Here is a 24,702-nt window from a genome sequence, read left to right as displayed (position 1 = left end):
GATCAGCCGGTGTTGCGCATCCCGGCCGCGATGCCGTTCACAGTGGTGAGCAGAGCGCGTTCGAGGGCGGTGCCGTCGCTCGGCGCGCGTCGGCCGCCCGGTGCGGTGGCGACCGCCCGCCCGGCGGCACCCGACTCCCGGTACTGCCGCAGCAGCGCCACCTGGAGATGGTGCAGCGGCTCCAGGTAGGTGTCGCGGACGGCCAGGGTGCGCTGGAGCACCGGCGAGTTCTCCAACAGGGCCGGTGAGGCGGTCACCGCCAGCACCTCCCGCTTGGTCAGCTCGTACTCCTGCTCGATCTGCTCGAAGATCGGGTGCAGCTTCTTCGGCACCAGCGTCTCGACGTACCGGCGGGCGATGCTCAGGTCGGTCTTGGTCAACATCATCTCGACGTTCGACAGGAACGTGCGGAAGAAGTGCCAGTTGCGGTGCATCTCGGCCAGCACGTCCGCCAGACCTGCCTCGCGGGCGGCGGCCAGCCCGGAGCCGACGCCGAACCAGCCCGGCACGATCTGCCGGGTCTGCGTCCAGCCGAACACCCACGGGATGGCCCGCAACCCGGACAGCCCGGCACCGGTGTTCGGGCGCTTCGCCGGCCGGGAGCCGATGTTCAGCGCGCCGAGCAGCTCGGTCGGGGTGGACGCCCAGAAGTACGCGGGCAGGTCCGGGTCCTCGACGAGCGACCGGTAGGACCGGAACGCCGACTCGGAGACCACGTCCATCGTCGCGTCCCAGCGCTCCAACATCTCAGCGGGCTGCCGGGGTGCGGTGTGCAGCAGGGTCGCCTGGAGCACAGCGGCAAGGGTGAGCTCCAGGTTCTCCCGGGCCAGCGAGGGCAGGGTGTACTTGTCGGAGATCACCTCGCCCTGCTCGGTCACCTTGATGGCGCCGTCCATGGTGCCGTACGGCTGCGCCAGGATCGCCTCGTGCGTCGGCCCGCCGCCGCGCCCGACAGTGCCGCCCCGGCCGTGGAAGAGCCGCAGGTGCACACCGTGCCGGGCGGCCACGTCGCGCAGCGCGCGCTGAGCCCGGTGGATCGACCACTGGCTGGTGGTGATGCCGGCTTCCTTGTTCGAGTCGGAGTAGCCGAGCATGACCTCCTGCACGTCACCCCGGGCGCTCACCAGCGCCCGGTACGCGGGCAGCGACAGCAACTCGTCGAGGAGTTCGCCGCCGGAGTTCAGCTCGGCCGGGGTCTCCAGGAGCGGCACGAACCCGACCCGGGCCCGCCCGCTGTGCACGTCCACCAGGCCGGCCTCGCGGGCCAGCACCACCGCGGCCAGCACGTCGTCGACACCCAGGGTCATCGAGATGATGTACGACTCGATCACCTCGGTGCCGAACCGGTCCTGTGCCTCCCGGATGGTGCTGAACACGTCGAACGTCTTGCGGGCCGGCTCGGACAGCGACGTGTCCAGTGTCGACAACGGGCGGCGACCGGTCAGCTCGTCGGCGAGCAGCTTGGTGCGTTCCAGCCGGGTCAGCGCCGGGTAGTCGGAGACCTCGCCGACCGCCTCGTAGAGCTGCGCGAGCACCGCGTGGTGCGCCTCGGCGTGTTCCCGGACGTCCATGGTCGCCAGGTGCAGGCCGAACGCGGAGACCGTACGGATGGTGGAGGCCAGCCGGCCGACCGCGGTGAGCTGCCCGGAGTTGCGGGCCAGCGAGGCGCGCAGCAGGTCCAGGTCGGCGATCAGCTCGGCGGAGCCCCGGTAGTCCCGGCCCGGTACGTGTGCGGTGCCCTGGCGCAACCTCAGCCGGGTGTTGGCGAGCTTCGCCTTCACGCAGCGTGCCTTGAGCCGGTACGGCTCCTCCGCGTTGACCCGGCGGAAGCGCTGTGCCACCTCGGGCAGCGCGTCCAGGTCGGCGGCGAGGCTGGCGGAGAGGTCCAGGGAGACCCCGCGCAGTCGGCGGGACACCGAGACCTCGTTGATCAGGTGGTCCATCGCCTTCTCGGTGGCCGCGATGCCGTGCTCGTGCTGAATGGTCAGCACCTCGCGGGTGACCGCCGGGGTGACGAACGGGTTGCCGTCGCGGTCGCCGCCGATCCAGGTGCCGAAGCTCAGCGGCCGGGCCGTCGGTGAGGTCTCCACACCGAGCGTGCGCAACGTGTCGGCCAGGTCGTCGAGCACCTGCGGGGCGGCCTCGGCGTACAGGTCGCGCAGGTAGTAGATGGCGTTGCGGGCCTCGTCGGTCGGGTCCGGCCGGTCGAGCCGCAGCTCGTCGGTCTGCCACATCAGGTCCAACAACTCGGCCAGCCGGCGGTTGGCCGGGCCCTCGTCGCTGGCGCCGTAGAGGATCGCGTTGGCGGTCTCGGTGTCCAACTCGTCGGCGATCGCCCGCAACTTGGACAGGATCGAGCGACGAGCCGCCTCGGTCGGGTGCGCGGTGAAGACCGGTCGCACCGCCAGCCGGCGAGCCGCGTTCGCGATCTCCTCGGCCGGCACCCCGCGCTCGGCGATCATCTTGGCGGCCTGGTCCAGCCAACCGCCCTGCACCGCGCGGCGGCGGCGCAGGTCCCGTGCCCGGTGCACCTGCTCGGTGATGTTGGCCAGGTGGAAGTAGGTGGAGAAGGCGCGAGCCAACTTGGTGCCGGTGGTCACGTCGAGCCCGCCGAGGCGCTGAGCGGCCGCCGGGGCGTCGGAGCGGACCTGGGCGCGGATCTCCTCGACGAGGTCGAGCAGCGGGCGACCCTCCTGGCGGGCCAGGGTCTGGCCGAGCAGGGTGCCGAGTCGGCGAATGTCGGCGCGCAGTGCGGCGTCCGGGCCGTCGTGGTCGTGCTGGTCGGTCACGATGCGCTCCCTTACGTGGATACGAAGGACAGCGCTGTCCGACTTACTGGATGGTATCCGCGCGCGGCGGATGTCTGGAGGGCCCCCTGGTGATCCACTGCCCTGGGAAGGGTGTTTTCCGGGGTGATCTCAACCACCGTCGCGGTCCGGCGAGGGGCCCGAGCGGGTCGTTGCAGGGCCGGAGGGGACGGCGCGGCGGCCCCGGACCAGGCTCGCGCTGACGAGTCCGAGCCCTCCGAGCACCGCCCAGATCCCGAGGGCGGAAGCCGGCCAGCCGGCCGACCGCCAGTCGAAGTACACAGCGGCCTTGGTCAGGTCGTTGGCGAGCCCGGGGATGTTCCAGCGGTGCATGCCGCGCAGCACCCCGGGCAGGAACTCGGGCGCGTAGATGCCACCGGAGCCCGGGTTGCCGAGCACCACCAACAGCAGGATGACCAGCGCGGTGCCCGCGACGCCGAGCCAGCCCTGAATGGCGCTGGCGAACATGGCGGCGGCGAAGACGGCCAGCGCGCCGATGGCGGCGATCGTCGGTACGTCGCCGTGCCAGATGTCCAGAACAGGTCCGACCACCACCGCGCCGGCGATGCCGAGCAGCACGCTGTAGACCGCCAGGGCGGCGATGCGCAGTCCGGCTCGTCGCGCCGTACGGGGGGTGGTGCCGGCGGATATCCCGAGCACCGTCGAGGCGAGATAGCCGCCGAGGACGTACCCGACGTTCAGGTAGAAGGGCACCACCCCGCGCGGGTCGGTCGGGGTGACCGGCACCTTGTCGACGATCTGGAGCGGGGTGCCGGTGCGGGTGGTGGCGGTGCCGAGGACCTCCTTGATCGCGCTGGTGGCGGAGGGGCCGGAGGCGCTCGCCACGGTGAGGAGCAGGCCGTTGTCGGGTCCGGTGCTGAGTACGGCGTACACCGCGCGGCTGAGCAGTGCGTGCTCGGCGGCGGACGGGTCGTCGTACCCGATGGGTTTGAGGATGGTGGTCTGGCCGCGCACGGCCTCGAGCGTCGCCTGGGCGCGTTGGTCGCCGGAGACGACGCCGATCGGCAGGTCGCGGGGTGTGGGCTGGTGCAACGCGCCGACGTAGGCCGCGATGAACGCCGTGGCCAGTACGAGGGTGCCGAGGAGCAGGCCGATGCTGCGCGGCGCCCAGTCGCGAGCTGTGCGGTGCGGTTCCTTGTCCACGTTGTTAGCCTATGGTCCGTTTTGTGGACCGCAGGGTGGAACCACCTCGTCGCCCCGGCGGCCCGGTGGCGACCGCCGCTGGCCGTGCGGCAGGCGTCGCGGGTGGCGGTAGGGGTGGCGGGCGGTGTCAGGCGTCGCGCGCGGTGTCAGGGGTTGACGACGGCGAAGGCGCGGACCGGGAAGGTGCCCATGCCGGCCACCATCGGCGGGGCCGCGCTGAACCGGAACCCGGTGGGCGGCAACGCGTCCAGGCCGGTCAGGTGCTCCACGATCGGGATGCCGGCGGCGAGCAGCGCGCTGTGCGCGGGGCGTACGCCGGCGGCCGTCGGGCTCATGTCGTCGATGTTGATCGAGTCGATGCCGACCAGGGCCGCCCCCGCGTCGACAAGCGCCTGGGCGGCGTCGCCGGTCAGGTACGGCGCTTGGGGAGCGCCGTACCGTTCGGTGCCGAAGTGCGCGTCCCAGCCGGTGTGCAGCAACACCGCCCGGCCGCTCACCTCGTACGGGGCCAGCATCAGCCGGTCCACCGCGCGGATGCCGGCCGGCACCCGGACCACCACCCCCGGCAGGTCGGCGAGACGGTCCAGCGACACAGCGGTCAGGTCGTCCCGGCCGGCCCAACGGTGGGCGGGAGTGTCAAGGTACGTGCCGGTGTTGGCAATCATCTCGATCCGGGCCACGTGGAACTCGGTGCCCGGGGCGTACCGCTCGCGGGATGCCGCGAAGGTCAGCCAGTCGGTGATCCGGGGGCCCGGCCAGCCCGGCAGGGTGGTCATCCCGTCCCGGATCACGTGGCTCAGCTCGACCAGTCGGCGTTCGGCTCCGGATCCGTCGACCGCGACACCCCGGCCGCCCTTGTGCGGCTCCTCGATGATCGTCTTGGCGCTGATCCGGACGTCGGCGACCATCAGCAGCCCGAGGTGCCGGACGAACAACGCCGCCAGGTCGTCGTCGGTGATCTCCGGACCGGGAATGTCCAGCCGGAACCCCTCGGTACGCAGCCCGCCGCCGTTGGCGAAGCTCACCTCCGCGTCGAACTGTGCCCGCCACTGCTCACCCATCCCGAAACCCGACCACGCCATCCGGCGACCGTCAAGATCCGCGAGACACAACGGCAGGCCGCCGGGTGCGCGGCCCGGCGGGATCCCCGGGGCCGGGTCTCCGGCGGGGCGGGATCCGCGAGCCGGTCCGGCCAGGTCCGTGAAGGCCAGGCCAGGCCGGTCCGGCCGGGTCCGTGAGGATTCGCTCAATTGCAGGGAAAGTGCTGCCTCGGTGCGCTGCGACCCCGCAAGTTCCCCGAAGTTGAGCGGATCTTGTCGCGAAGAAGCCCGGCTCGGGCCAAGATCGCGCAATATCCAGGATGTAGTGGTCTCGGCGCGTCGCTGATGCCACTACATCCTGGTTCGAGCACGATCTTGGCGCGGGGCGCGGGGCGCGGGGCGCGGGGCGCGGGGCGCGGGGCGCGGGGCGCGGGGCGCGGGGCGCGGGGCGCGCGGCGACGCGCCGTAGTGGCGTCGGACCTCGGCGGAAGGGGGTGGCTGTCGGTCGACGGAGCTAGGCTTGTTGTCGCGCCCCCCCCGTCCGGCTGGACGAGGGGCCGCCGTCGTGTGCGTCGACTCCCCGGGAAGGATTTCCCTTGCTCACCGGTCTGTTCACCGCCGCCCTGGCCGACCCCGGGCTGGCCCGGGCGCGTGACCTGGCGCGCTCCGGTGCCGCCCAGGTCGACGGCCTCGACATCACCGCTCCGGCGGCACTGCGCCCGTTCGCCGTCGCGGCGGTCGCCGCGGACAACGACGGTGCCGGGCGACCGGTGCTGGCGGTGACCGCCACCACCCGGGAGGCCGACGACCTGGCCGCCGCGCTGGGCGGGTTGCTGCCGGCCGAGCAGGTGGTCGTCTTCCCGTCCTGGGAGACGCTGCCGCACGAGCGGCTGTCCCCCCGCTCCGACACGGTCGGCCGGCGGCTGGCAGTGCTGCGCCGGCTGGCGCACCCGGAGGCGACCGACGCGCACGGCGGCACCGGGCCACTGCGAGTGGTCGTGGCCCCGGTCCGCTCGCTGCTCCAGCCGCAGCTGAAGGGGCTCGGCGATCTGGAGCCGGTGCAGCTCGCCGCCGGCGAGGAGGCGGACCTGGAAGAGGTCGCCCGCCGGCTGATCGACATGGCGTACGCCCGGGTCGACCTGGTCACCAAGCGCGGCGAGTTCGCGGTGCGCGGCGGCATCCTCGATGTCTTCCCGCCCACCGACGAGCACCCGTCCCGGGTCGAGTTCTGGGGCGACGAGGTGGAGGAGATCCGCACCTTCGCCGTCGCCGACCAGCGGACCATCGAGCAGGTACCGCTGCTCTGGGCACCGCCCTGCCGCGAGCTGCTGCTCACCCCGGCCGTCCGCGACCGGGCCGCCGCGCTCGCCGAGCAGCACCCCGAGCTGGCCGAGATCCTCGACAAGCTGGCCGAGGGCATTCCGGTGGAGGGGATGGAGTCGCTGGCCCCGGTGCTGGTCGGCCCCGACTCGCTGGAGCTGCTGCTGGACGCCATGCCGGCCGGCACCCACGTCCTGCTCTGCGACCCGGAGCGGATCCGCACGCGGGCGCACGACCTGGTGCGTACATCGGAGGAGTTCCTGCAGGCCAGCTGGGCCGCCGCCGCGGTCGGCGGCCAAGCCCCGGTGGACGTCGGCGCCGCCGCCTTCCGCACCCTCGGCGAGGTACGCGCGGCCGCGGGCAAGCTCGGCCAGCCGTGGTGGACGCTGTCCCCGTTCGGATTGGTGGAGGGGGAGACCGCCGAGACGCGGCAGCCCTGGGAGGACGCGCCCGAGGAGGCTGCCGTCACCCCGGACGACGCCATCGCGGTGACCCTCGCCGCCCAACCGGCGCCGCTCTATCACGGCGAGACCTCGCGGGTGGTGGAGGACCTCAAGCGCTGGGCCGGCGAGGGTTGGTCGATCGCGCTGGTCTTCGAGGGGCACGGTCCCGCCCAGCGGGCGGTGGAGGTGCTGCGCGACGCCGGCCTGGGTGCCCGGTTGACCGAAGAGGTGCCGACCGCTCCCGTCCCCGGCGAGCTGGTGGTCACCTGTGGTGCGCTGAGCAGCGGGTTCGTCGACGAGGCGTCCCGCTTCGTGCTGCTCACCGGCAATGACGTGACCGGCGGTCGGGGCACCTCGACGCGGGACATGCGCAAGATGCCGAGCCGGCGGCGCAACACCATCGACCCGCTGGAGTTGAAGACCGGCGACCACGTGGTGCACGAGCAGCACGGCATCGGCCGCTACGTCGAGCTGGTGCAGCGCACCGTCAACGGCGCCAGCCGGGAATACCTCGCCATCGAGTACGCGGCCAGCAAGCGGGGCCAGCCCGGCGACCGGTTGTTCGTCCCGACCGATCAGCTCGACCAGCTCTCCCGCTACGTGGGCGGCGAGCAGCCGACCCTGCACAAGATGGGCGGCTCGGACTGGCAGAAGTCCAAGGCCCGGGCCCGCAAGGCGGTCCGGGAGATCGCCGCGCAGCTCATCCAGCTCTACGCCGCGCGTAAGGCGTCCAAGGGGCACTCGTTCGGTCCGGACACCCCGTGGCAGCGGGAGCTGGAGGACGCCTTCCCCTGGCAGGAGACGCCGGACCAGCTCGCCGCGATCGACGAGGTCAAGCGGGACATGGAGCAGACCGTCCCGATGGACCGGCTGATCTGCGGTGATGTCGGCTACGGCAAGACCGAGATCGCGGTCCGGGCGGCGTTCAAGGCGGTGCAGGACGGCAAGCAGGTGGCGGTGCTGGTGCCGACCACACTGCTGGTTCAGCAGCACTACAACACGTTCGCCGAGCGGATGAGCCAGTTCCCGGTCCAGATCCGGCAGCTGTCCCGGTTCCAGACGGCGAAGGAGACCGAGCGCACGATGGAGATGGTCGCCGACGGCACCGTCGACATCGTCATCGGTACGCACCGGCTGTTGCAGACGGCGACCCGCTTCAAGCAGCTGGGTCTGGTGATCGTCGACGAGGAGCAACGCTTCGGTGTCGAGCACAAGGAGCACCTGAAGACGCTGCGCGCGTCGGTCGACGTGCTCAGCATGTCGGCCACCCCGATTCCGCGCACCCTGGAGATGGCGATCACGGGCATCCGGGAGATGTCCACCATCGCCACCCCGCCGGAGGAGCGGCACCCGGTGCTCACCTTCGTCGGCGCGCAGGACGACCGGCAGGTGGCCGCGTCGATCCACCGTGAGCTGCTCCGCGACGGGCAGGTCTTCTACCTGCACAACCGGGTCGAGTCGATCGACCGGGCGGCACGGCGGCTGCGGGAGCTGGTGCCCGAGGCGCGGGTCGCGGTGGCACACGGCCAGATGGGCGAGGACGCCCTGGAGAAGGTCATGGTCGGCTTCTGGGAGAAGGAGTTCGACGTCCTGGTCTGCACCACGATCGTGGAGTCGGGCATCGACATCCCGAACGCCAACACGCTGATCGTGGAGCGGGCCGACCTGCTCGGCCTGGCCCAGCTGCACCAGATCAGGGGCCGGGTCGGCCGGGGCCGGGAGCGGGCGTACGCCTACTTCCTCTACCCGCCGGAGAAGCCGCTCACCGAGCACGCCCACGAGCGGTTGGCGACCATCGCCCAGCACACCGAGTTGGGCGCCGGCATGTACGTGGCGATGAAGGACCTGGAGATCCGGGGCGCCGGCAACCTGCTCGGTGGCGAGCAGTCCGGGCACATCGAGGGCGTCGGCTTCGACCTGTACGTGCGGATGGTCGGCGAGGCGGTCTCCGCGTTCAAGGGTGAGCGGCCGGAGGAGGAGACCGACGTCAAGATCGACCTGCCGGTCGACGCGCACCTGCCACACGACTATGTGAGCGTGGAGCGGCTGCGCCTGGAGATGTACCGCAAGCTCGCCGAGGCGCGCGACGAGGAGCGGCTGGGCGAGGTGATCGCCGAGATGACCGACCGGTACGGCGAGCCACCGGCCCCGGTGCAGAACCTCGTGGAGGTGGCCCGGTTCCGTCTGCTGGCCCGCCGCTACGGCCTGACCGACGTGTCCATGCAGGGCAAGCACGTACGGTTCGGCCCGCTGCCCCTACCGGACTCGAAGCAGTTGCGGCTCAAGCGCTACCACCCGGATGCCGTCTACAAGCAGGCCACCGACCAGGTCAGCGTGCCCCGACCGACCACCCGTCGGATCGGTGGCGAGCCGCTGCGTGACCAGGCGCTGCTCCAGTGGTGCGCGCAACTGCTCTCCGATGTGCTCGGTGCTCCCGCCCCACTCGCCGTCGCCGCGAGCGCCTGAGCCGGCGGCGGGCTTTCGACCAGGGGCGGTCAGCGCGTCGACGCCGTCCCTGGTCGTGGGGTGGGCGAAGGTGGGGGGTGTCACAACCCGGGGTGACGGCGTGAGAGAGTGACGGCTATGCGTGCTCGCCGTCTTGCCGCCGTCGCCACTGTGGCGCTCGGCCTCGTCGCCCTCTCCGGTTGCCGTGCTGAGCCTGGTATCGCCGCTTACATCGGTGACCAGCGCATCACCGACGTTCAGGTTTCCACCGCGATGAAGGACCTGCGGACGAAGAACCCGGCGCCGGAGTCGTCCGCCAGTGGGCAGCCCGGGGCGTCGCAACCGACCCTGCCCAAGGTGGCCGACGTGGTTCGGACCATGGTGCTGACCAAGGTGTGCGAGAAGCTCTCCGCCGAGAAGAACTACCAGCCGCGCGGCCAGGTGGCGGCCGACCAGGCCGCCCAGCAGCTCGGTCTCGACCCGGAGACCGGGCACGTGCGGGAGGTGGCGAAGCTCTTCACCTGCCTGTCCGGGTTGCCGGCCGAGTCGGTCGAGCCGACCAAGGAGGAGATCGCCGACGTGATCGCCGCCGGTCGTGCGGCCGGCAAGATCCCTGCTGAGGTGACCGATGAGGCCGCCGCTCAGCAGCTCGACGGCGAGCAGCTGCGCGGCGCGCTGGCGACCAAGAGGATCCTGGCCGAGGCGGCCGGTCGTTACGACGTCACTGTCAGCCCCCGGTACCGTCCGCTCGAGTTCCCGCTGCTCAGCTTCGCCGGTGACGCACCCGCGGTGAGCGTGCCGTTGGGTGAGCCGGGCTCCGACGCGGTCACCGACATTTCCACCCCGGAGGGGCCGACCGGGGCGCCGGAGGCCGAGGGCACGGCCAGCTGAGCATGACGGCACGGATCGTCCTCCTGGTCACCTCACCCCGGTTGCCCGCTGGCCTGCTGACGGCTGCGGCCTGGGACGTCGTACGCCAGCACCCGGTGTTGGCCGGCGCGGACAGCGAGTTGACCACGGCCGTTCGCCAGGCGGGCGCCGAGGTCACAGTGGTGGACGGCCCGGCGACGCAGCCATTGCTGGACGCGGTGGCGACGCACGGCACTGTGGTGTGGCTGGCCGGTCCGGCGGGTGACGAGGCGTTGGCCCGGGAGTTGGGTCTGCGGCTGGCCCGGCAGCCGGGGTTGGCCGAGATGGAGTTGATGTACGGCTCGTGGGATCCGCCGGGTGCCCGGCTGCTCGACGCGGTGGCCGTGCTGGATCGACTGGCCTCTCCGGGTGGTGACCCGTGGAAGCGGGCGCAGACGCACCGCAGCCTCGCCGGTTACCTGCTGGAGGAGAGCTACGAGGCGTACGACGCGATCAGCGTCGACGACACCGACGCGCTGCGCGAGGAGTTGGGCGACGTGTTGTTGCAGGTGGTGCTGCACGCACGGCTCGCCGAGGAGTTGCCCGAGGACGAGCGGTGGACCATCGACGACGTGGCCGGTGGCCTGGTCGACAAGATGATCCGGCGTAATCCGCACGTCTTCGCCGGTGCCGAGGCGGGCACCCTGGAGGAGATCACCGAGAACTGGGAGCGGATCAAGCGCGCGGAGAAGGCGCGGCACTCGGTGTTGGACGGCGTGGCCCTGAGTCAGCCCGCGTTGGCCCTGGCCGCCCAGATCCTGAAGCGCGCCGCCCGCAGGGGCATCGAGGTCCCACCGCCGTTGGCAGACACCCAGGTGGACGCCGAAGCAAGGTTGGGCGCAAGCCTGCTGGCCACGGTCGCCGCCGCCCGAGAGGCGGGCATCGATCCGGAAGCGGCCCTCCGCCGCGCCACCCTGGCCTACGCAGAGGCCATCCGAACCGCCGAAAGCCCACCAGCCGAAACCCCCACCCCCGAGCCCTCTGACCCGCGTTGATCGTGAAGTTGTTGCCACGACACGCCGAGGTTCACGGCAATAACTTCATGATCGACGTAACAGGTGGCGGAGGGTGGTCCGGTCGGTAGGGTGGTGCGGTGGAAGCGTTCGGGGTGCTGGCTGAGCGGGTTGTCGAGGCGTTACTGGAGTCGCGGCCGGGGGTTGCCACCGCCGCGGGTGACCACCGCTTCGACGACCGGCTGCCGGATCTGTCCGCCGACGGGTTGGCCGCCGACCGGGCGATGCTCTCCGATGCGGCCAACGCACTGTCCGAACTGGACCCAGACTCGCTCGACGTCGACGAACAGGTCGACCACGCCCTGCTCACCTCATTCGTGGACCGGGAGCTGTTCGAGCTGACCGAGATCCGCTCGCACGAGTGGGATCCGCTGCGGCACAACCCCGGCCCGCTGCTGCACCCGCTGCTGGCCCACCCGTACGCCCCCGCTGACGTGCGGCTGACCCACCTTGCCGGCCGGCTCGCCGCCGTACCGGACGCCCTCGCCACCGCCCGCGCGACGCTGCGCGACATGCCGCGGATCCACGCGGAGACGGCGGTCGGGCAGTTCACCGGCACGGCCGCCCTGATCCGCGACGAACTGCCGGCGCTGCTCGCCCAGGCGCCGAGCCACCTCGACCGGGTCGAGCCGGCGGCCACCGCCGCGATCGCCGCGCTGGACGAGTTCGTCGCCTGGCTGCGCGTCGGCCTGGCCGCCGATGCCGGCCCCGGCCGAGACCCACGGCTGGGCCGGCGTCGCTGGGAGGCCCGGCTCTGGCACACCCTCGACACCGAGCTGGGCGCCGCCGAGATCCAGCGTCGCGCGTGGGCCAACCTGGACCGGGTCACCGCGGAGATCCGCGAGGCGGCCGTCGAACTGGTCGGCGGACCGGCCGACGACGCGACGGTACGTCGGGCGTTGGACCTGCTCGCCGCCGAGCACCCGAACGACGCGACGATCGTCGAGCTGGCCGGGGTGACCCTGGACGAGGCGACCGACTTCGTCCGCGCACACGACCTGGTCACAGTGGTCGACGACCGGTGCGTCATCCAGGAGATGCCGGAGTTCGCCAGGGGGGTCGCGGTGGCGTACTGCGACGCGCCCGGCCCGCTGGAGACCGCCGTCGTGCCGACCTTCTACTGCATCGCGCCCACCCCGTCGGACTGGCCCGCGCAGCGGGTCGAGTCGTTCTACCGCGAATACAACGACCACATGATCCGCAACCTGACGGTGCACGAGGCGATGCCGGGGCACTTCCTCCAGCTCGCCCACGCCCGCCGCTACGTCGGTGGCACCCGGGTTCGCGCGCTGGCCGAGTCCGGCCCGTTCATCGAGGGCTGGGCGGTCTACGCCGAGGAGATGATGACAGGGCTCGGCTTTGGCGGTCTGCCGGTGCGGTTGCAGCAGCTCAAGATGCAACTGCGGATGACCATCAACGCGTTGCTCGACCAGTTGGTGCACGCCGAGGACCTGCCCGAGGCCGAGGCGATGGCGTTGATGACCGGGCGTGGCTTCCAGGAGGAGGGGGAGGCGGCCGGCAAGTGGCGGCGCGCCCAATTGACCTCCACCCAGCTCTCCACCTACTTCGTCGGGTACAGCGAGGTGGCCGAGATCGCCGCCGCCCGCCCGGACGGGGTGTCGGTCCGCGACTGGCACGACGCGATGCTCGCCCACGACTGCCCGCCCCCACGCCACCTGCGCACCCTGCTCGGTCTCTGAGAAGAAACGCCGGGCCGCGCGGGTTTCAGCGCCGCCCGGCGGTCACCGTCGCGTCGATCAACCAGCGCGAGATGGAGTACGCGGGCGGCAGTTGCGCCGGCAGCGCATCCAGGCCGAACCACTGAGCCCCGGTCAGCTCCCGCCCGTCGACCACCGGTTCGGCCTGCGGTTCGGCGGCACGGGCGGTGAAGCCGGCGAGCAGCACCCCCGGGCTGGAGATCGCCCACGGTTGGCTGCCGAAGTAGGCCAGCCGGTCGACGGGCAACCCGACCTCCTCACCGACCTCCCGGCGCACCGCCGCCTCAAGTGTCTCGCCGGCCTCGACGAAGCCGGCCACCAGCGCCCACAGGCCGGGCGGGCCGGTCGCGTGCCGGACCAGCAGCAGCTCGTCAGCGTGCCCGGGCGGCCCGGGCCGGGTGATCGCCACCAGTACGGCGGCGGAGAGCTGCATCGGCACGTACAGGCCGCAGTCGGGGCACTGTCGGGCGGTCTCGCCGGGTCGGTCGGTCAGCTCCGCTCGGCAGGCGCCGCACCACCGGTGGGTACGCCGCCAGGTCAGCACCGCCAGCGCCCGGCCGGCGAGCGTGGCGAGCGGCTCCGGCACCTCGGCGGCGAGTGACGCCCAGCCGCGCGCCCTGCCGGGAAGGTCGGTGGCGGTGGTGGTGGTCAGGTCAGTGCCCCAGGCGGGCACTCCGTCGAACGTGCCCAGCGGCACCCAGTCGGTGTCGGCGGGCAGGTCGGCGACCCGCAGTGGGTGGCCGTCGACGCCGGTCAGCAGCTTCGCGCCGGTCACGGGCAGGGCCAGGTCGCCGGGGCCGGGAGGCCGGCTCGGATCGGCTCCGGGCAGGAACCCGCCGGTCGGCGCGACTGTCGCGGGCCCGACCGGTGGATCGGTCACGAGCCGCCGGGGCGGCGGTCGACGACATCGGCGCCGGTGGGTGGTTCGAACGCGCCCTCGTCGACGGCTGCGGAGTAGTTGCTCATCGCCAGCTCCATCGGCTTGCCGTCGACCGGTCCGGTGAAGCTGCCGAGCACGCCCTCGGTGGTCACGCAGGCGGTGAAGTCGCCGGACGACGAGCTCTGCACCGCGACGCAGGCGGCGTGGTGCCCGGCGACTGTGGTGTCACTCTGCTTGATGACCGCCTGTGGGTCGAGCGCGGCGGCGGTGAGCAGCCCGACCACCACCGGCGGCGTGACGAGGCCCTGCTGGTTGGCCTCGCCGAACAACGTCACCGTGGGCTTGCTGCCGGGGGTGGGCGGGGTGACCAGCGTGCACTGCGGGCGGGCGCCGGTCGTCGTGCACCGGGTGATGGCCTCCGGGGTGACGGTGAGCTGCCCTCCCGGATAGGTGTACGTGGATCGTGCCGGGTCCTGCGCCTGCACGATGGCGGCGCGTTGGCCACCGGGCAACTGGTAGTCGGCCGAGTAGGTCAACTCCAGTGCCCGATCGAGCCGGGCGGCGAGGTCGTTGACGAGTTCCGAGCGGCCCATGGCGACTCCGGCGTCCTCGAATGTCTGACAGCCGGTGACCGTGAGCGACGCGATGACCGACACGGCGAGCATGCGGAGGGTGGTCGAGGCGGCGGGCATGGCGACCAGCCTGGTGGATTCGGTCCGCGCAGCGCAAACCCGTTGCCGGTTGACGCCCGGAAATCCGGGAATGTCCGTCAGTGCGGGGCGACTCGGGTGCGCGGGCGACGCCGTGCCGTTTCCCGTGGCCCGATACGCTGCGTTCAACACCTGCCTCAGCCGCACCGTCGCGGCCCACCCACGGACCGGATCACAACAACGAGGAGCGACTCAGTGGCAACCATCGAGGGAATCGTCGCCCGGGAGATTCTCGACTCGCGGGGCAACCCCACGGTCGAGGTCGAGGTCGGCCTGGACGACGGCACGGTGGCTCGCGCCGCGGTGCCCTCCGGCGCCTCCACCGGCGCGTTCGAGGCGATCGAGCTGCGCGACGGTGACGCCGACCGCTACCAGGGCAAGGGCGTGGAGAAGGCGGTCTCCAACGTCGAAGACAAGATCGTCGACCAGATCATCGGGTACGAGGCCAGCGAGCAGCGGCTCATCGACCAGAAGATGCTCGACATCGACGGCACCGACAGCAAGTCGGAGCTGGGCGCGAACGCCATCCTCGGGGTCTCCCTGGCGGTGGCGAAGGCCGCTGCCGGCAGCGCCGAGCTGAGCCTCTTCCGCTACCTGGGCGGCCCGAACGCGCACCTCCTGCCGGTGCCGATGATGAACATCCTCAACGGTGGCGCGCACGCCGACTCGAACGTCGACATCCAGGAATTCATGATCGCGCCGATCGGCGCGCCCACCTTCCGGGAGGCGCTGCGCTCGGGCGCGGAGGTCTACCACGCGCTGAAGTCGGTGCTGAAGAAGAAGGGCCTGTCGACGGGCCTCGGTGACGAGGGTGGCTTCGCGCCGAACCTGCCGACCAACGCGGCGGCTCTGGACCTGATCGCCGAGGCGGTCGAGAAGGCCGGCTACCGGCTCGGCACCGACATCGTGTTCGCGCTCGACGTGGCGGCCACGGAATTCTTCGACAACGGCACCTACACCTTCGAGGGTGCCGCGAAGTCCGCCGAGGACATGAGCACCTATTACACCAAGCTGGCCGACGAGTACCCGATCGTGTCGATCGAGGACCCGCTGGCCGAGGACGACTGGAGCGGCTGGCAGACGCTGACCGCTTCGATCGGCGACCGGGTGCAGATCGTCGGTGACGACCTGTTCGTCACCAACCCGCAGCGCATCGCCCGGGGCATCGCGGAGAAATCCGCGAACGCCGTCCTCGTCAAGGTCAACCAGATCGGCTCGCTGACCGAGACCCTGGACGCGGTGGACCTGGCCCACCGGGCCGGCTTCAAGTGCATGATGAGCCACCGCTCCGGCGAGACCGAGGACACCACCATCGCCGACCTGGCGGTGGCCACCGGCTGCGGCCAGATCAAGACCGGCGCCCCGGCCCGCTCGGACCGTGTCGCCAAGTACAACCAGCTGCTCCGGATCGAGGAGGAGCTGGCCGACGCGGCGCGCTACGCCGGCGCTGGCGCGTTCCCGCGCTACCGTTCGGCCTGAGACGCACGAAGCCTCGGGGGAGGGGTGTGACGATGCAGCAGCGCCGCACACCGGGTGGTCAGCGTCCCGCCCGCCGGCCGGGTCAGTCCGGTCGGCCGGGCGGTGGGCGTGCCACGCGGGGATCGGTCCGGGAGGCCGGCGTACGCGCCGAGCCGCGCGCCGCCGGTCGCGCGCCGGGTGCTGCCCGTGGCGCCGAAGGGGTGCGCTCCGCGAATCGTCCCGCCGCCGCTCGGCGTACCGCTGCCGCTGGTTCGGTGAAGCGGCTCGCCGCACCCCACCCCCGTCGCTTCACCGGCCGGGCCACAGTGCTGTTCGCGGTTCTGATCGCGCTCGCTCTGGCCTACACCTATCCGGTCCGGGTCTACCTGGACCAGCAGGCCGACATCGAGCGGATGGAGGCGGCCCAGGCGGTGCAGGAGCGCGAGATCGCCAAGCTCGCCGCCGAGGCGGCCAACTGGAAAGACGACGAGTACATCAAGACGCAGGCTCGGGAGCGGTTCTTCATGGGCGAGCCGGGCGAGAAGATAATGGTGGTCCTGCACGACCCGGAGGGCGCGGCCCGGGACGCCGGGAAGTCGGCCGGTTCGGCCCCGCCGGCCGGGCCGGTGACCTGGTACGACACGCTCTGGTCGAGCGTGCGGGCGGCGGACAGCCAGCAGCCGGGCCAGTGATCCACCGACCAGCACACCAGGAGAGATGGGCACCGTGACTGTCGTACCACCGTCGGAGCCGGCTGCGGATTCCGTTCCCCTGCCGCAGCGCGAGCCGGCCACCGACGCCGACCTGGCCGCGGTGGCCGCGCAGCTCGGCCGGACGCCCCGGGGCACCCGCGCGGTGGCCCATCGGTGCCCGTGTGGCCTTCCCGACGTGGTGGAGACGACCCCCCGCCTCGCTGACGGCACCCCGTTCCCGACGCTGTACTACCTGACCTGCCCCCGGGCCACCGCAGCGTGCAGCCGACTGGAGTCGGCGGGGCTGATGAAGGAGATGGCGGACCGGCTGACGACGGATCCGGAGTTGGCCGCCCACTACCGTGCGGCGCACGAGGACTACCTCACCCGCCGGGAGGCGATCGGCGAGGTGCCGGAGATCGCCGGCATCTCGGCCGGTGGGATGCCGGGTCGGGTGAAGTGTCTGCACGTGCACCTGGGTCACGCGTTGGGCGCCGGCCCCGGGGTGAACCCGTTCGGCGACGAGACGTTGGAGCTGGTCGAGCCCTGGTGGTCGGCCGGGCCGTGCGTGGACGTCCCGGCGGCGGAATGAGCACGCAGGCCGCGGATCAGATCACCGTACGGCGGGCCCGCACCGGGGACGTGCGGGGCATCCGACGACTCGTCGACACCTACACCGACGACCGGCGGCTGCTGAGCAAGGCCACCGTCACCCTCTTCGAGGACGTGCAGGAGTTCCGGGTCGCGGTCCGGGCCGAGGACGACGTGGTGGTGGGCTGCGGCGCGCTGCACGTCATGTGGGAGGACCTGGCCGAGATCCGCACGGTGGCGGTCGACCCTTCCTGTCGGGGCCGGCGCATCGGTCACCGGCTGGTCGGTGAGCTGATCGACGCGGCCCGCGAGCTGGGCGTGGCGCGGATCTTCGTGCTCACCTTCGAGACCCGGTTCTTCGGCTCGTTCGGTTTCCGCGAGATCGACGGCGCTCCGGTGCCGCAACCGGTCTACGAGCAGTTGCTGCGCTCGTACGACGAGGGTGTCGCGGAGTTCCTGGACCTGGAGCGGGTCAAGCCGAACACGCTGGGCAACACCCGGATGCTGCTGCGCCTGTAGGTCAGGCTTTGCGGGGGTGGGCGGCGAAGAACTCCCACATCAGGTCGGTGGCGGACAGCCCCGCGGAGGACGCGGCGAGTTGGCCCGATGTCGCTCCCGGCCAACTGTGACCCATGTCGGCGATCGTGTAGACGCTGACCTCGCTGCCGTCCGCGCAGCCCGCCACCGTGTGCGTGACCCCCGGCACCCCGGACGCCTTCAGGTTCGGCCGGCAGTTGAGCCTCTGCTGCCAGGTCTGCACGCCGGCCTGGAAGGTCGAGGCGTAGCGGTCCTGGCCGCCGATGAAGGTGATCACAGAGACCGGGCTCTTCGGCACGTAACTGTCGGCGGTGGTCAAGTTTCCGCTGTATCCACCGCTGACCACCCCGATCGCGGCGAACGTGCCGGTGCTCTCCACCGCCGCCCGGAAGCTCATGTCGCCGCCGTTCGAGATGCCGGTGAGGAACACCCGGTTCGGGTCCGCGTGCCAGGTCCGCACCAGATGGTCGGTGAGGGCCTTGAGGAAGCCGACGTCGTCCTCGCTTCCGCAGCAGATCAGCGCGTTGAAGCCGCCGCCCCGCCCGTCGGGGTAGGCGACCAGCACGTTGTCAGTGTCGGCTCTGGCCTCCAGGCCCGCCAACTCCCGCATCGACGATCCAAGGCCGGGATAGAAGTGCAGCGCGATGACCAGCGCGGAGGGTCTGCCCGGGTCGTACCCCGGTGGCGCGTGCAGCAGGTAGGTGCGGTCGAGCCCGTTGTGCCGCAGGGTGAGCTGGTGGTCACCGGCCGCCGGTCGCTCGCTCGACGCGGACGGTGAGGCTGGTGGGGCCGACGAGGGTTGCCCCCGCTCACCACAAGCTGCGGCGACGATCATCAGGCAGAGCCCCGTTAACACCGCAAGTGCTCGCCGCACGCCGGCCACCCCCCGTCGACCTCGCGGTCCACACTGGAGATCGTTCAGCCGCGGATCAACCCTTTCGGTCCTGGCCGAAGGCAGGCAGGCTGTTGCCATGCTTCGACTCCGGCTCGGGTCGGCCGACCTGTGCCGGGTGCGGTTCGCCGATCGGCTGCATCCGGTCGGGATCGCGCTGCTGGCTGGTCAGTGGCTGCGCGATCCCACGGTCGCGGCGATGGCGCCGACCCTGGCCGAGCGGGTGGCGGCGGCCGAGGGCACAGCTGCCGCTCAAGCTGCCACCGCGGTCCTGCGGCATCTGCTGCCCGATAGGGGACGTCTACCGGACTTCGTCACTCCCTTCGACGGCCTGGAGTCGGTCGAGGCCGGGCTGGAGGCGATCCGGGCCACCCCGGCGCGGCGGGTCCGCGCCGAGGTCACCCTCGCGTACGCGGACACGTCGGCCAGCCCGCTGCGGCGGCGGTTCGCGGCGGCCGACCCGGAGGTGCTGGACCTGTTCGGCGGGGCCGTGCGGACCTGGTTCGACGCGGTGCTCGAACCGCACTGGGCCGAGCTGGTGTCCGCGTACCGTCAGCAGGTGACATTCGCCAGCCAGCGGCTGGCGCAGCATGGCCTGGCCAGCCTCTTCGCCGGTCTGCACCCGGGGATCCGGTGGCGGGAGCCGGTGCTGGAGGTACGGACGTGGTGGGACGGCGATCTTCCCGGCACCGGCCACGGGATCATCCTGCTGCCCTCACCGTTGGCCGGGCCGCGGCCCCGGGTGCTCGTCGAGCAGGGTTACCCGATCCTGCTCGTCTACCCGGTGGTCATGCCCGCGCGCGGGGCTCCCGCCGACGACGATGCCCTCGGTCGACTGCTCGGCGTCACCCGGGCGCTGGTGCTGCGCCGACTGGCGACCGACGGGGGGTTGACCACCACCGTGTTGTCCCGAGCGGTCGGGATCAGTCTCTCCTCGGCCTCGGAGCACGCCCGTGCGCTGCGGACCGCCGGTCTGGTGACCAGCGAGCGGGAGGGCGGGGCCGTCCGACACCACCTGACCTCGCTCGGTCTGGAGTTGTTGCGGGGCCCGTCGGGCGACCTGGGCGAGTCGTGGCCCACAGCCAACCAAGCCGCCGGGTGGCCGCCCGTCCTGCCGTAAGGTTGCTGCCGTGACGACGCGTGTGGCGGCCATCGACTGCGGGACCAACTCGATCCGACTGCTGGTCGCCGACCTGCCCGACGCTGCGGCCGGGCCGCAGGCACCGCTGGTCGACCTGACCCGGCGGATGGAGATCGTCCGGTTGGGGCAGGGCGTGGACCGCACCGGTCGACTTGCGCCGGAGGCGATCGAGCGGACCAGGGTGGCGTTGGCGTCGTACGCCGCGGACATCGAGAAGCTGGGCGCGCAGCGGGTGCGGATGTGTGCCACCTCGGCCTCCCGCGACGCCGCCAACGCCGCCGACTTCACCGAGATGGTGCGGGCCACTCTCGGTGTCGCGCCCGAGGTGGTCAGCGGCGACGAGGAGGCCCGGCTGTCGTTCACCGGCGCGGTGCGCGGGCTGCCTGCCGATGCCGAGGAGCCGTTCCTGGTCGTCGACATCGGCGGTGGTTCCACCGAGTTCGTTGTCGGTGACCGGGCCGCCGGGGTGCGGTCGGCGATCTCGGTGGACATCGGCTGCGTCCGGATGACCGAGCGGCACCTGTCCGGTGACCCGCCGACGCCGGAGCAGGTCGCGGCAGCGCAGGCCGACATCGCCGCGGTGGTGGACCGGGCGCTCGCCGTGGTGCCCGGTCGCGAGGCGGCCACCCTGGTCGGTCTCGCCGGGTCGGTCACCACTGTCGTCGCGCTCGCGCAGGGCCTGCGGGAGTACGACCCGGAGCGCATCCACCACGCCCGGGTGTCGTACGAGGAGGTCGCCCGGGTGACCGCGGAGCTGCTGGGTCAGACCCGTGCGCAGCGGTTGGCGAACCCGGTGATGCACCCCGGCCGCGCCGACGTGATCGGCGCCGGTGCGCTCGTGCTTCGCGTGATCATGGAGCGGGCCGGGATGCCGTCGGTGGTCGCCTCGGAGCACGACATCCTGGACGGCATCGCCTGGAGCCTCCAGCCGACCACGCGTTAACGGCTTGATCGACTCGCCTTCATTGAAACGCGGTGTCCGAGCGTCTCGGATGGCCCGCACTTCCTGAAAACCGAGTCGATCATTATTGCGCGGGCCTCGCGCCCCGGCCGGCGTGTCGGGGCGAATTCGTTGACGCTACTGCGCATTGCGCACTACTGTGCAATGCGTGGACACCACACAGTTGTTGAAGGGCGTGCTTGATCTGGCCGTCCTGGCCGTGCTCCGGGAGGAGGACGGTTACGGCTACGACATCCTGCGCCGGCTGCGCGAGGCCGGCCTGGAGGAGGTCGGTGACGCCTCGGTCTACGGGACACTGCGCCGCCTCTTCGCCGCCGGCCTGCTCACCACCTACGTCGTGCCGAGCGAATCCGGCCCGCACCGCAAGTACTACTCACTCAACGCGGCGGGGCGTGACCAGCTGACCCGCTCCGGCAAGCTCTGGCGCTCGTTCGCCACCACAATGGACACCTTGCTCGACGATCGGGGGTTGGCGGCATGACCGTCGCGGAGCAGGAGATCACCGACTACGTGACGCGGGTCCGGGCCGCTCTGGCCGACCTGCCGTCCGGCCAACGCGACGAGCTGACCGAGGATCTCGCCGACCACCTCACCGAGGTCGCCGCCGAGTCCGAGGGCACCCTGGTCGAGCGGTTGGGCGAGCCCGAGACGTACGCCGCCGAGCTGCGCGCCGCGGCCGGCGCGGCACCGGGCAGCGGGCGCAACCTCGACCAGCGGGTGGCGAGCGCGATGGCCCGGGTCCGCGGCCGGCTGCGCACCGTTGACACCCGGCTCGGCCCACCTCTGGGGTACGAGACGGCCAGCGACTTCCTCCGACTGTTGCGCCCGGCCTGGTGGGTGTTGCGCGGCTACCTGGCGGCGATGCTGGTCACCGTGATCACCACCGGTGGCGACTTCGGGCTCCTGCCGAGGTTCGGCGGTGAGCTGCTGGCTGGCCTGATCATGCTGATCGGCTTCGTGCTCGGCTCCATCTGGATCGGTCGTAGTTCGGCCCAGCTGACCCGCTGGCCGCGCTCGGCCGTGCGGGTCGCCAGCATGGTGCTGGTGGTCTTCGCGTTCACCGCGCTGATCCAGGCCGAGGACCGGATGCGTTACGGCGACTACGGTTACGACCCGACCGCTGTCGACAGCCAGTACGACCGGGTCCGGGACGTCTTCGTCTACGACAGCGAGGGCCGACTGGTGGAGAACGCCCGGCTCTTCGACCAGAACGGCAATCCGATCCGGCTCGGCTACCCGGACTGCCTGGAAGACGCCTACATGAAACAGCCGCTGCGGGCGTACCCGTACTGTCCGGAGCAGGCGCCCTTCGTGCCACGTGCGCCGGGCGCGCCTCTCCCGGCGCTGTCACCGACAACCACCCCGGACCCGAGCGGCACGGTGGACCCGACCAGCCCACCGGAGCCGAGCGGCACGGCCGGGCAGACCGGGCCACCGCTGCCGACCGGTACGGCCACCGGCGTGCCGTCGAGCGGAACGCCAACCCCCACCCCGACGAGCTGAACCACGGTGTGAACTGGATCATGTGGGTGATGCTGGGAAATGGCTGAACGGACGAGGCGAGCGGGACGGCACCGGAAATCAATGATCGTTACGGTGTCGTCTGCTCATCAACCCCTCGGAAGGAACCCCCGTGCCAGAGCAGGTCGCACCGCCCCCCGCGCCCGACGCCGCAAACCCTGAGCCGGCCGTCGAGACGCCGCAAGCGGCCGCGCCGCAGCCTGCCGTGCCCCAGCAGCGGTCGGTCGAGCCGGAGCCGGCCGCCGCGACGCCTGTAGCCGCCGAGGCGCCGCAAGCCGCCGAGGCGTCCCAAGCCGCCGAGACGCCGCAGCCGGCCGGGACGCCCCAGACCGTCGCGACGCCGCAAGAGGCCGGCACGCCGGCGACCGGGACGCCGCAAGCCGCCGAGACCCAGGCGGCCGAGACGTCGCAGGCGACCGAGCCGAAGGCGGAGAAGTCCGGTGCGAAGAAGGTCCTCGGCATCGTCGGTGCGATCCTCGCCGTCGTCGTCATCGCCGGCCTGAAGTTCGGTGTCGCCTCAGCGATCGGCAACTTCTTCAACAAGGACGCGACGGCGGACGCCAAGACCGGCGACTGTATCGCCGAGCTGCCCGAGGTCACCGGCACCGAGCAGGAGGAGGTCGACGGCGCCAAGGTCGTGGCGTGCACCTCCACCGACGCGGCGTACAACGTGGTCGGTCGGGTGGACGGCCAGAGCGAGGCGCAGGCGAAGGCCGACACCGCCTGCACCCAGTTCTTCAAGGAGGGCCAGGAGGGTTACATCTTCTCCAGCATCGAGCCGGGCAAGACGGGCTACGTGCTCTGCCTGACCAAGAAGGTCTGACCACAGCGGTAGCTGGACATCGACGGCGGCGGGAGCAGACCCCGCCGCCGTCGGCGTACCCGGGGTCACCGGGGTGCGAACAGGAGGTGAATGCCACTGTTCCGGCGTCTTCCCGAGGGCCGCGTGGCGTGGCAGGCTACCGGCACGTAGGACCACTGGGCGACCAGCCAACGATGACTGACCGCTAGGAGGACGGCCCATGGGCGAAATGGTGAGCTACCGCAGCAACGGGGGCGCGAGCGAGGGGTATCTCGCGATACCCGCCAGCGGCACGGCCAGCCCCGCCGTCATCGTCATTCAGGAATGGTGGGGTCTGGTTCCACACATCCGGTCGGTGGCGGACCGGTTCGCCGAGGCCGGTTTCGTCGCCCTCGCCCCGGACTTCTACCACGGTGAGGCGACCAGCGAGCCGGACGAGGCGCAGCGGCTCCTGCTGGCGATGCGGATGGACGAGGCGGCGAAGGACATCGCCGGAGCGGCCGACTATCTCGCCGGGCGGCCCGAGGTCACCGGTAAGGTCGGTGCCGTGGGCTTCTGCGCTGGTGGCAGCCTGGCCCTCTGGTCGGCGACCATCTCCGAGCGGATCGTCGCGACCGCCGGTTTCTATCCCGTGCTGCCGTGGGAGTCGATGCGTCCCGACTGGGCCGACTACGCCGGCAAGGCGGCTGTCATCCACTGCTCCGAAGAAGACGGCACCTCGGCCGCCGAGGGCGTGCAGACCGCCCGGCGGGCCATCGAGGAGGCCGGCGGCGACTGCCACCTTTACGACTACCCGGGCACCTCGCACGCCTTCTTCAACGATGACCGGCCGGAGGCGTTCGACCAGCGCGCCGCTGCCAGCGCCTGGGCCCGCACCCTGGAACTCTTCCGGGCCAAGCTTGGCTGAGACGCGTACCCAGGCACAGGTGGTCGCCCGCGCAGCGCGGGCGACCGACCTGGCCGACCTCGACGCGGCGGTGAGCGACTGCTTCGCCTGCCCGCGGCTGGTGCAGTGGCGGGAGGAGGTCGCCCGCACCCGCCGGGCCGCCTTCCGCGACCAGGAGTACTGGGGTCGACCGGTGCCGGGCTTCGGCACCGGTGACGCCCGGATCGCCATTCTCGGGTTGGCGCCCGCGGCGCACGGTGGCAACCGCACCGGCCGGATCTTCACCGGTGACCGCTCGGGTGACGTGCTGTTCGCCGCGCTGCACCGGGCCGGGCTGGCCAACCAGCCGACCAGCGTCGCCGCCGACGACGGGCTCACGGTGCGCGACCTGCGGATCTTCGCGGCCGTCCGGTGTGCGCCTCCGGACAACAAGCCGACCCCGCTGGAACGGGACACCTGCGCGCCCTGGCTGCACCGCGAGGTCACCTTGATCCGGCCCACGCTGCGGGTCGTGGTCGCGCTGGGCGCGTTCGCCTGGGCCGCGTGGTGGCCGGTGCTGCGTGCGGTGTACGGGCAGCGCCCGCCCAGCCCGCGACCGGCGTTCGGTCATGGGGCACACTGGTCCGGCACGAACGCCCCGGACTTGCTCGGCTGCTACCACGTCAGTCAGCAGAACACCTTCACCGGGCGGTTGACACCAGAGATGTTGGACGATGTCTTCGGCCAGGCCAAACAGCTGGCCGGAGTGGACTGAGGCGACGCGTGGGGTGGT

General features: G+C 71.7%; 21 protein-coding genes. 15 read left to right on the top strand and 6 right to left on the bottom strand.

Features of this window, described 5'->3' with window-relative positions; translation table 11 throughout:
- Positions 1-2: 2 nt before the first annotated feature.
- From ppc to ACIBEF_RS03325, 3 genes are all read right to left on the bottom strand, one after another.
- Positions 3-2,789, bottom strand: coding sequence for a phosphoenolpyruvate carboxylase (ppc, locus tag ACIBEF_RS03335; RefSeq protein WP_396790762.1), 2,787 nt, complete (start codon positions 2,787-2,789; stop codon positions 3-5).
- Positions 2,790-2,918: 129 nt separating this feature from the next.
- Positions 2,919-3,971 (bottom strand): hypothetical protein, encoded by a 1,053-nt coding sequence (locus tag ACIBEF_RS03330; protein ID WP_396790760.1) that lies wholly within the window; start codon positions 3,969-3,971, stop codon positions 2,919-2,921.
- Positions 3,972-4,117: 146 nt separating this feature from the next.
- Positions 4,118-5,053 (bottom strand): cyclase family protein, encoded by a 936-nt coding sequence (locus tag ACIBEF_RS03325; protein ID WP_396790758.1) that lies wholly within the window; start codon positions 5,051-5,053, stop codon positions 4,118-4,120.
- A 554-nt stretch (positions 5,054-5,607) separates the two neighbouring features.
- Between ACIBEF_RS03325 and mfd the strand changes: the two genes are divergently transcribed.
- The 4 genes from mfd (at position 5,608) to ACIBEF_RS03305 (ending at position 12,841) form a co-directional block, all read left to right on the top strand.
- Positions 5,608-9,240 (top strand): transcription-repair coupling factor, encoded by a 3,633-nt coding sequence (mfd, locus tag ACIBEF_RS03320; protein ID WP_396790757.1) that lies wholly within the window; start codon positions 5,608-5,610, stop codon positions 9,238-9,240.
- 117 nt (positions 9,241-9,357) lie between these two features.
- Entirely contained in the window at positions 9,358-10,110 is a 753-nt protein-coding gene (locus ACIBEF_RS03315) for a hypothetical protein (RefSeq protein ID WP_396790755.1), read from the top strand.
- A gap of 2 nt (positions 10,111-10,112) precedes the next feature.
- Positions 10,113-11,123, top strand: coding sequence for a nucleoside triphosphate pyrophosphohydrolase (locus ACIBEF_RS03310; RefSeq protein WP_396790753.1), 1,011 nt, complete (start codon positions 10,113-10,115; stop codon positions 11,121-11,123).
- Positions 11,124-11,221: 98 nt separating this feature from the next.
- Complete coding sequence (locus ACIBEF_RS03305; RefSeq protein WP_396790751.1) at positions 11,222-12,841, top strand: DUF885 domain-containing protein; 1,620 nt, start codon at positions 11,222-11,224, stop codon at positions 12,839-12,841.
- 25 nt (positions 12,842-12,866) lie between these two features.
- Here ACIBEF_RS03305 and nudC read toward each other — a convergent pair whose 3' ends face one another.
- Together nudC and ACIBEF_RS03295 are read right to left on the bottom strand one after the other, a co-directional pair.
- Positions 12,867-13,739, bottom strand: coding sequence for an NAD(+) diphosphatase (gene nudC / locus ACIBEF_RS03300; protein WP_396790749.1), 873 nt, complete (start codon positions 13,737-13,739; stop codon positions 12,867-12,869).
- Positions 13,736-14,431 (bottom strand): hypothetical protein, encoded by a 696-nt coding sequence (locus tag ACIBEF_RS03295; protein WP_396790747.1) that lies wholly within the window; start codon positions 14,429-14,431, stop codon positions 13,736-13,738. Before ACIBEF_RS03295 ends, nudC begins: the two co-directional genes overlap by 4 nt.
- A 213-nt stretch (positions 14,432-14,644) precedes the next feature.
- Between ACIBEF_RS03295 and eno the strand changes: the two genes are divergently transcribed.
- From eno to ACIBEF_RS03275, 4 genes are read left to right on the top strand one after another with little or no spacing between them, the layout of a single operon-like run.
- Positions 14,645-15,928, top strand: coding sequence for a phosphopyruvate hydratase (eno, locus tag ACIBEF_RS03290; RefSeq protein ID WP_269681111.1), 1,284 nt, complete (start codon positions 14,645-14,647; stop codon positions 15,926-15,928).
- A 32-nt stretch (positions 15,929-15,960) separates the two neighbouring features.
- Positions 15,961-16,599 carry a septum formation initiator family protein gene (locus ACIBEF_RS03285; RefSeq protein WP_396790745.1) on the top strand — a complete coding sequence of 213 codons (639 nt, stop codon included), beginning with the start codon at positions 15,961-15,963 and terminating at the stop codon, positions 16,597-16,599.
- Between the two features lie 34 nt (positions 16,600-16,633).
- Positions 16,634-17,191: a DUF501 domain-containing protein gene (locus tag ACIBEF_RS03280; protein ID WP_396790743.1), complete on the top strand. Its 558-nt coding sequence runs from the start codon at positions 16,634-16,636 to the stop codon at positions 17,189-17,191.
- Complete coding sequence (locus tag ACIBEF_RS03275; protein ID WP_124861649.1) at positions 17,188-17,709, top strand: amino-acid N-acetyltransferase; 522 nt, start codon at positions 17,188-17,190, stop codon at positions 17,707-17,709. Before ACIBEF_RS03280 ends, ACIBEF_RS03275 begins: the two co-directional genes overlap by 4 nt.
- Before the next feature lies 1 nt (position 17,710).
- On the opposite strand, the gene ACIBEF_RS03270 is transcribed toward ACIBEF_RS03275, so the two are convergent.
- The gene (locus ACIBEF_RS03270) at positions 17,711-18,601 is read right to left on the bottom strand and encodes an alpha/beta hydrolase family esterase (RefSeq protein WP_396790741.1); all 891 of its coding nucleotides are present in this window, start codon (positions 18,599-18,601) and stop codon (positions 17,711-17,713) included.
- Between the two features lie 97 nt (positions 18,602-18,698).
- Here ACIBEF_RS03270 and ACIBEF_RS03265 point away from each other — a divergent pair, with 97 nt between their 5' ends.
- The 7 genes from ACIBEF_RS03265 (at position 18,699) to ACIBEF_RS03235 (ending at position 24,684) form a co-directional block, all read left to right on the top strand.
- Positions 18,699-19,739 carry an ArsR/SmtB family transcription factor gene (locus ACIBEF_RS03265; protein ID WP_396790739.1) on the top strand — a complete coding sequence of 347 codons (1,041 nt, stop codon included), beginning with the start codon at positions 18,699-18,701 and terminating at the stop codon, positions 19,737-19,739.
- A 22-nt stretch (positions 19,740-19,761) separates the two neighbouring features.
- A complete protein-coding gene (locus ACIBEF_RS03260) occupies positions 19,762-20,703 on the top strand; it encodes an exopolyphosphatase (RefSeq protein WP_396790849.1) in 942 nt (313 codons plus the stop codon).
- Positions 20,704-20,869: 166 nt separating this feature from the next.
- Entirely contained in the window at positions 20,870-21,202 is a 333-nt protein-coding gene (locus ACIBEF_RS03255) for a PadR family transcriptional regulator (RefSeq protein ID WP_088986312.1), read from the top strand.
- Complete coding sequence (locus ACIBEF_RS03250) at positions 21,199-22,224, top strand: HAAS signaling domain-containing protein (RefSeq protein WP_396790737.1); 1,026 nt, start codon at positions 21,199-21,201, stop codon at positions 22,222-22,224. The genes ACIBEF_RS03255 and ACIBEF_RS03250 overlap by 4 nt, the downstream gene beginning before the upstream one ends.
- Before the next feature lie 130 nt (positions 22,225-22,354).
- Positions 22,355-23,065, top strand: coding sequence for a hypothetical protein (locus ACIBEF_RS03245; protein ID WP_396790735.1), 711 nt, complete (start codon positions 22,355-22,357; stop codon positions 23,063-23,065).
- Between the two features lie 199 nt (positions 23,066-23,264).
- Complete coding sequence (locus ACIBEF_RS03240; RefSeq protein ID WP_396790733.1) at positions 23,265-23,951, top strand: dienelactone hydrolase family protein; 687 nt, start codon at positions 23,265-23,267, stop codon at positions 23,949-23,951.
- 19 nt (positions 23,952-23,970) lie between these two features.
- A complete protein-coding gene (locus tag ACIBEF_RS03235) occupies positions 23,971-24,684 on the top strand; it encodes a uracil-DNA glycosylase (RefSeq protein WP_396790731.1) in 714 nt (237 codons plus the stop codon).
- Positions 24,685-24,702: the final 18 nt, after the last annotated feature.

This window comes from Micromonospora sp. NPDC050795 (genome assembly GCF_044456785.1).
Taxonomy (GTDB): domain Bacteria; phylum Actinomycetota; class Actinomycetes; order Mycobacteriales; family Micromonosporaceae; genus Micromonospora.
The sequence above is the reverse complement of the archived record's forward strand: the minus strand, read 5'-3'. Positions and strand labels throughout refer to the sequence as shown.

Coding starts and splice junctions, on each gene's coding strand:
- ACIBEF_RS03325 (WP_396790758.1), bottom strand. CDS start 5,053: ATGGCGTGGTCGGGTTTCGGGATGGGTGAGCAGTGGCGGGCACAGTTC.
- ACIBEF_RS03315 (WP_396790755.1), top strand. CDS start 9,358: ATGCGTGCTCGCCGTCTTGCCGCCGTCGCCACTGTGGCGCTCGGCCTC.
- ACIBEF_RS03310 (WP_396790753.1), top strand. CDS start 10,113: ATGACGGCACGGATCGTCCTCCTGGTCACCTCACCCCGGTTGCCCGCT.
- ACIBEF_RS03295 (WP_396790747.1), bottom strand. CDS start 14,431: ATGCCCGCCGCCTCGACCACCCTCCGCATGCTCGCCGTGTCGGTCATC.
- ACIBEF_RS03285 (WP_396790745.1), top strand. CDS start 15,961: ATGCAGCAGCGCCGCACACCGGGTGGTCAGCGTCCCGCCCGCCGGCCG.
- ACIBEF_RS03275 (WP_124861649.1), top strand. CDS start 17,188: ATGAGCACGCAGGCCGCGGATCAGATCACCGTACGGCGGGCCCGCACC.
- ACIBEF_RS03265 (WP_396790739.1), top strand. CDS start 18,699: ATGCTTCGACTCCGGCTCGGGTCGGCCGACCTGTGCCGGGTGCGGTTC.
- ACIBEF_RS03250 (WP_396790737.1), top strand. CDS start 21,199: ATGACCGTCGCGGAGCAGGAGATCACCGACTACGTGACGCGGGTCCGG.
- ACIBEF_RS03240 (WP_396790733.1), top strand. CDS start 23,265: ATGGGCGAAATGGTGAGCTACCGCAGCAACGGGGGCGCGAGCGAGGGG.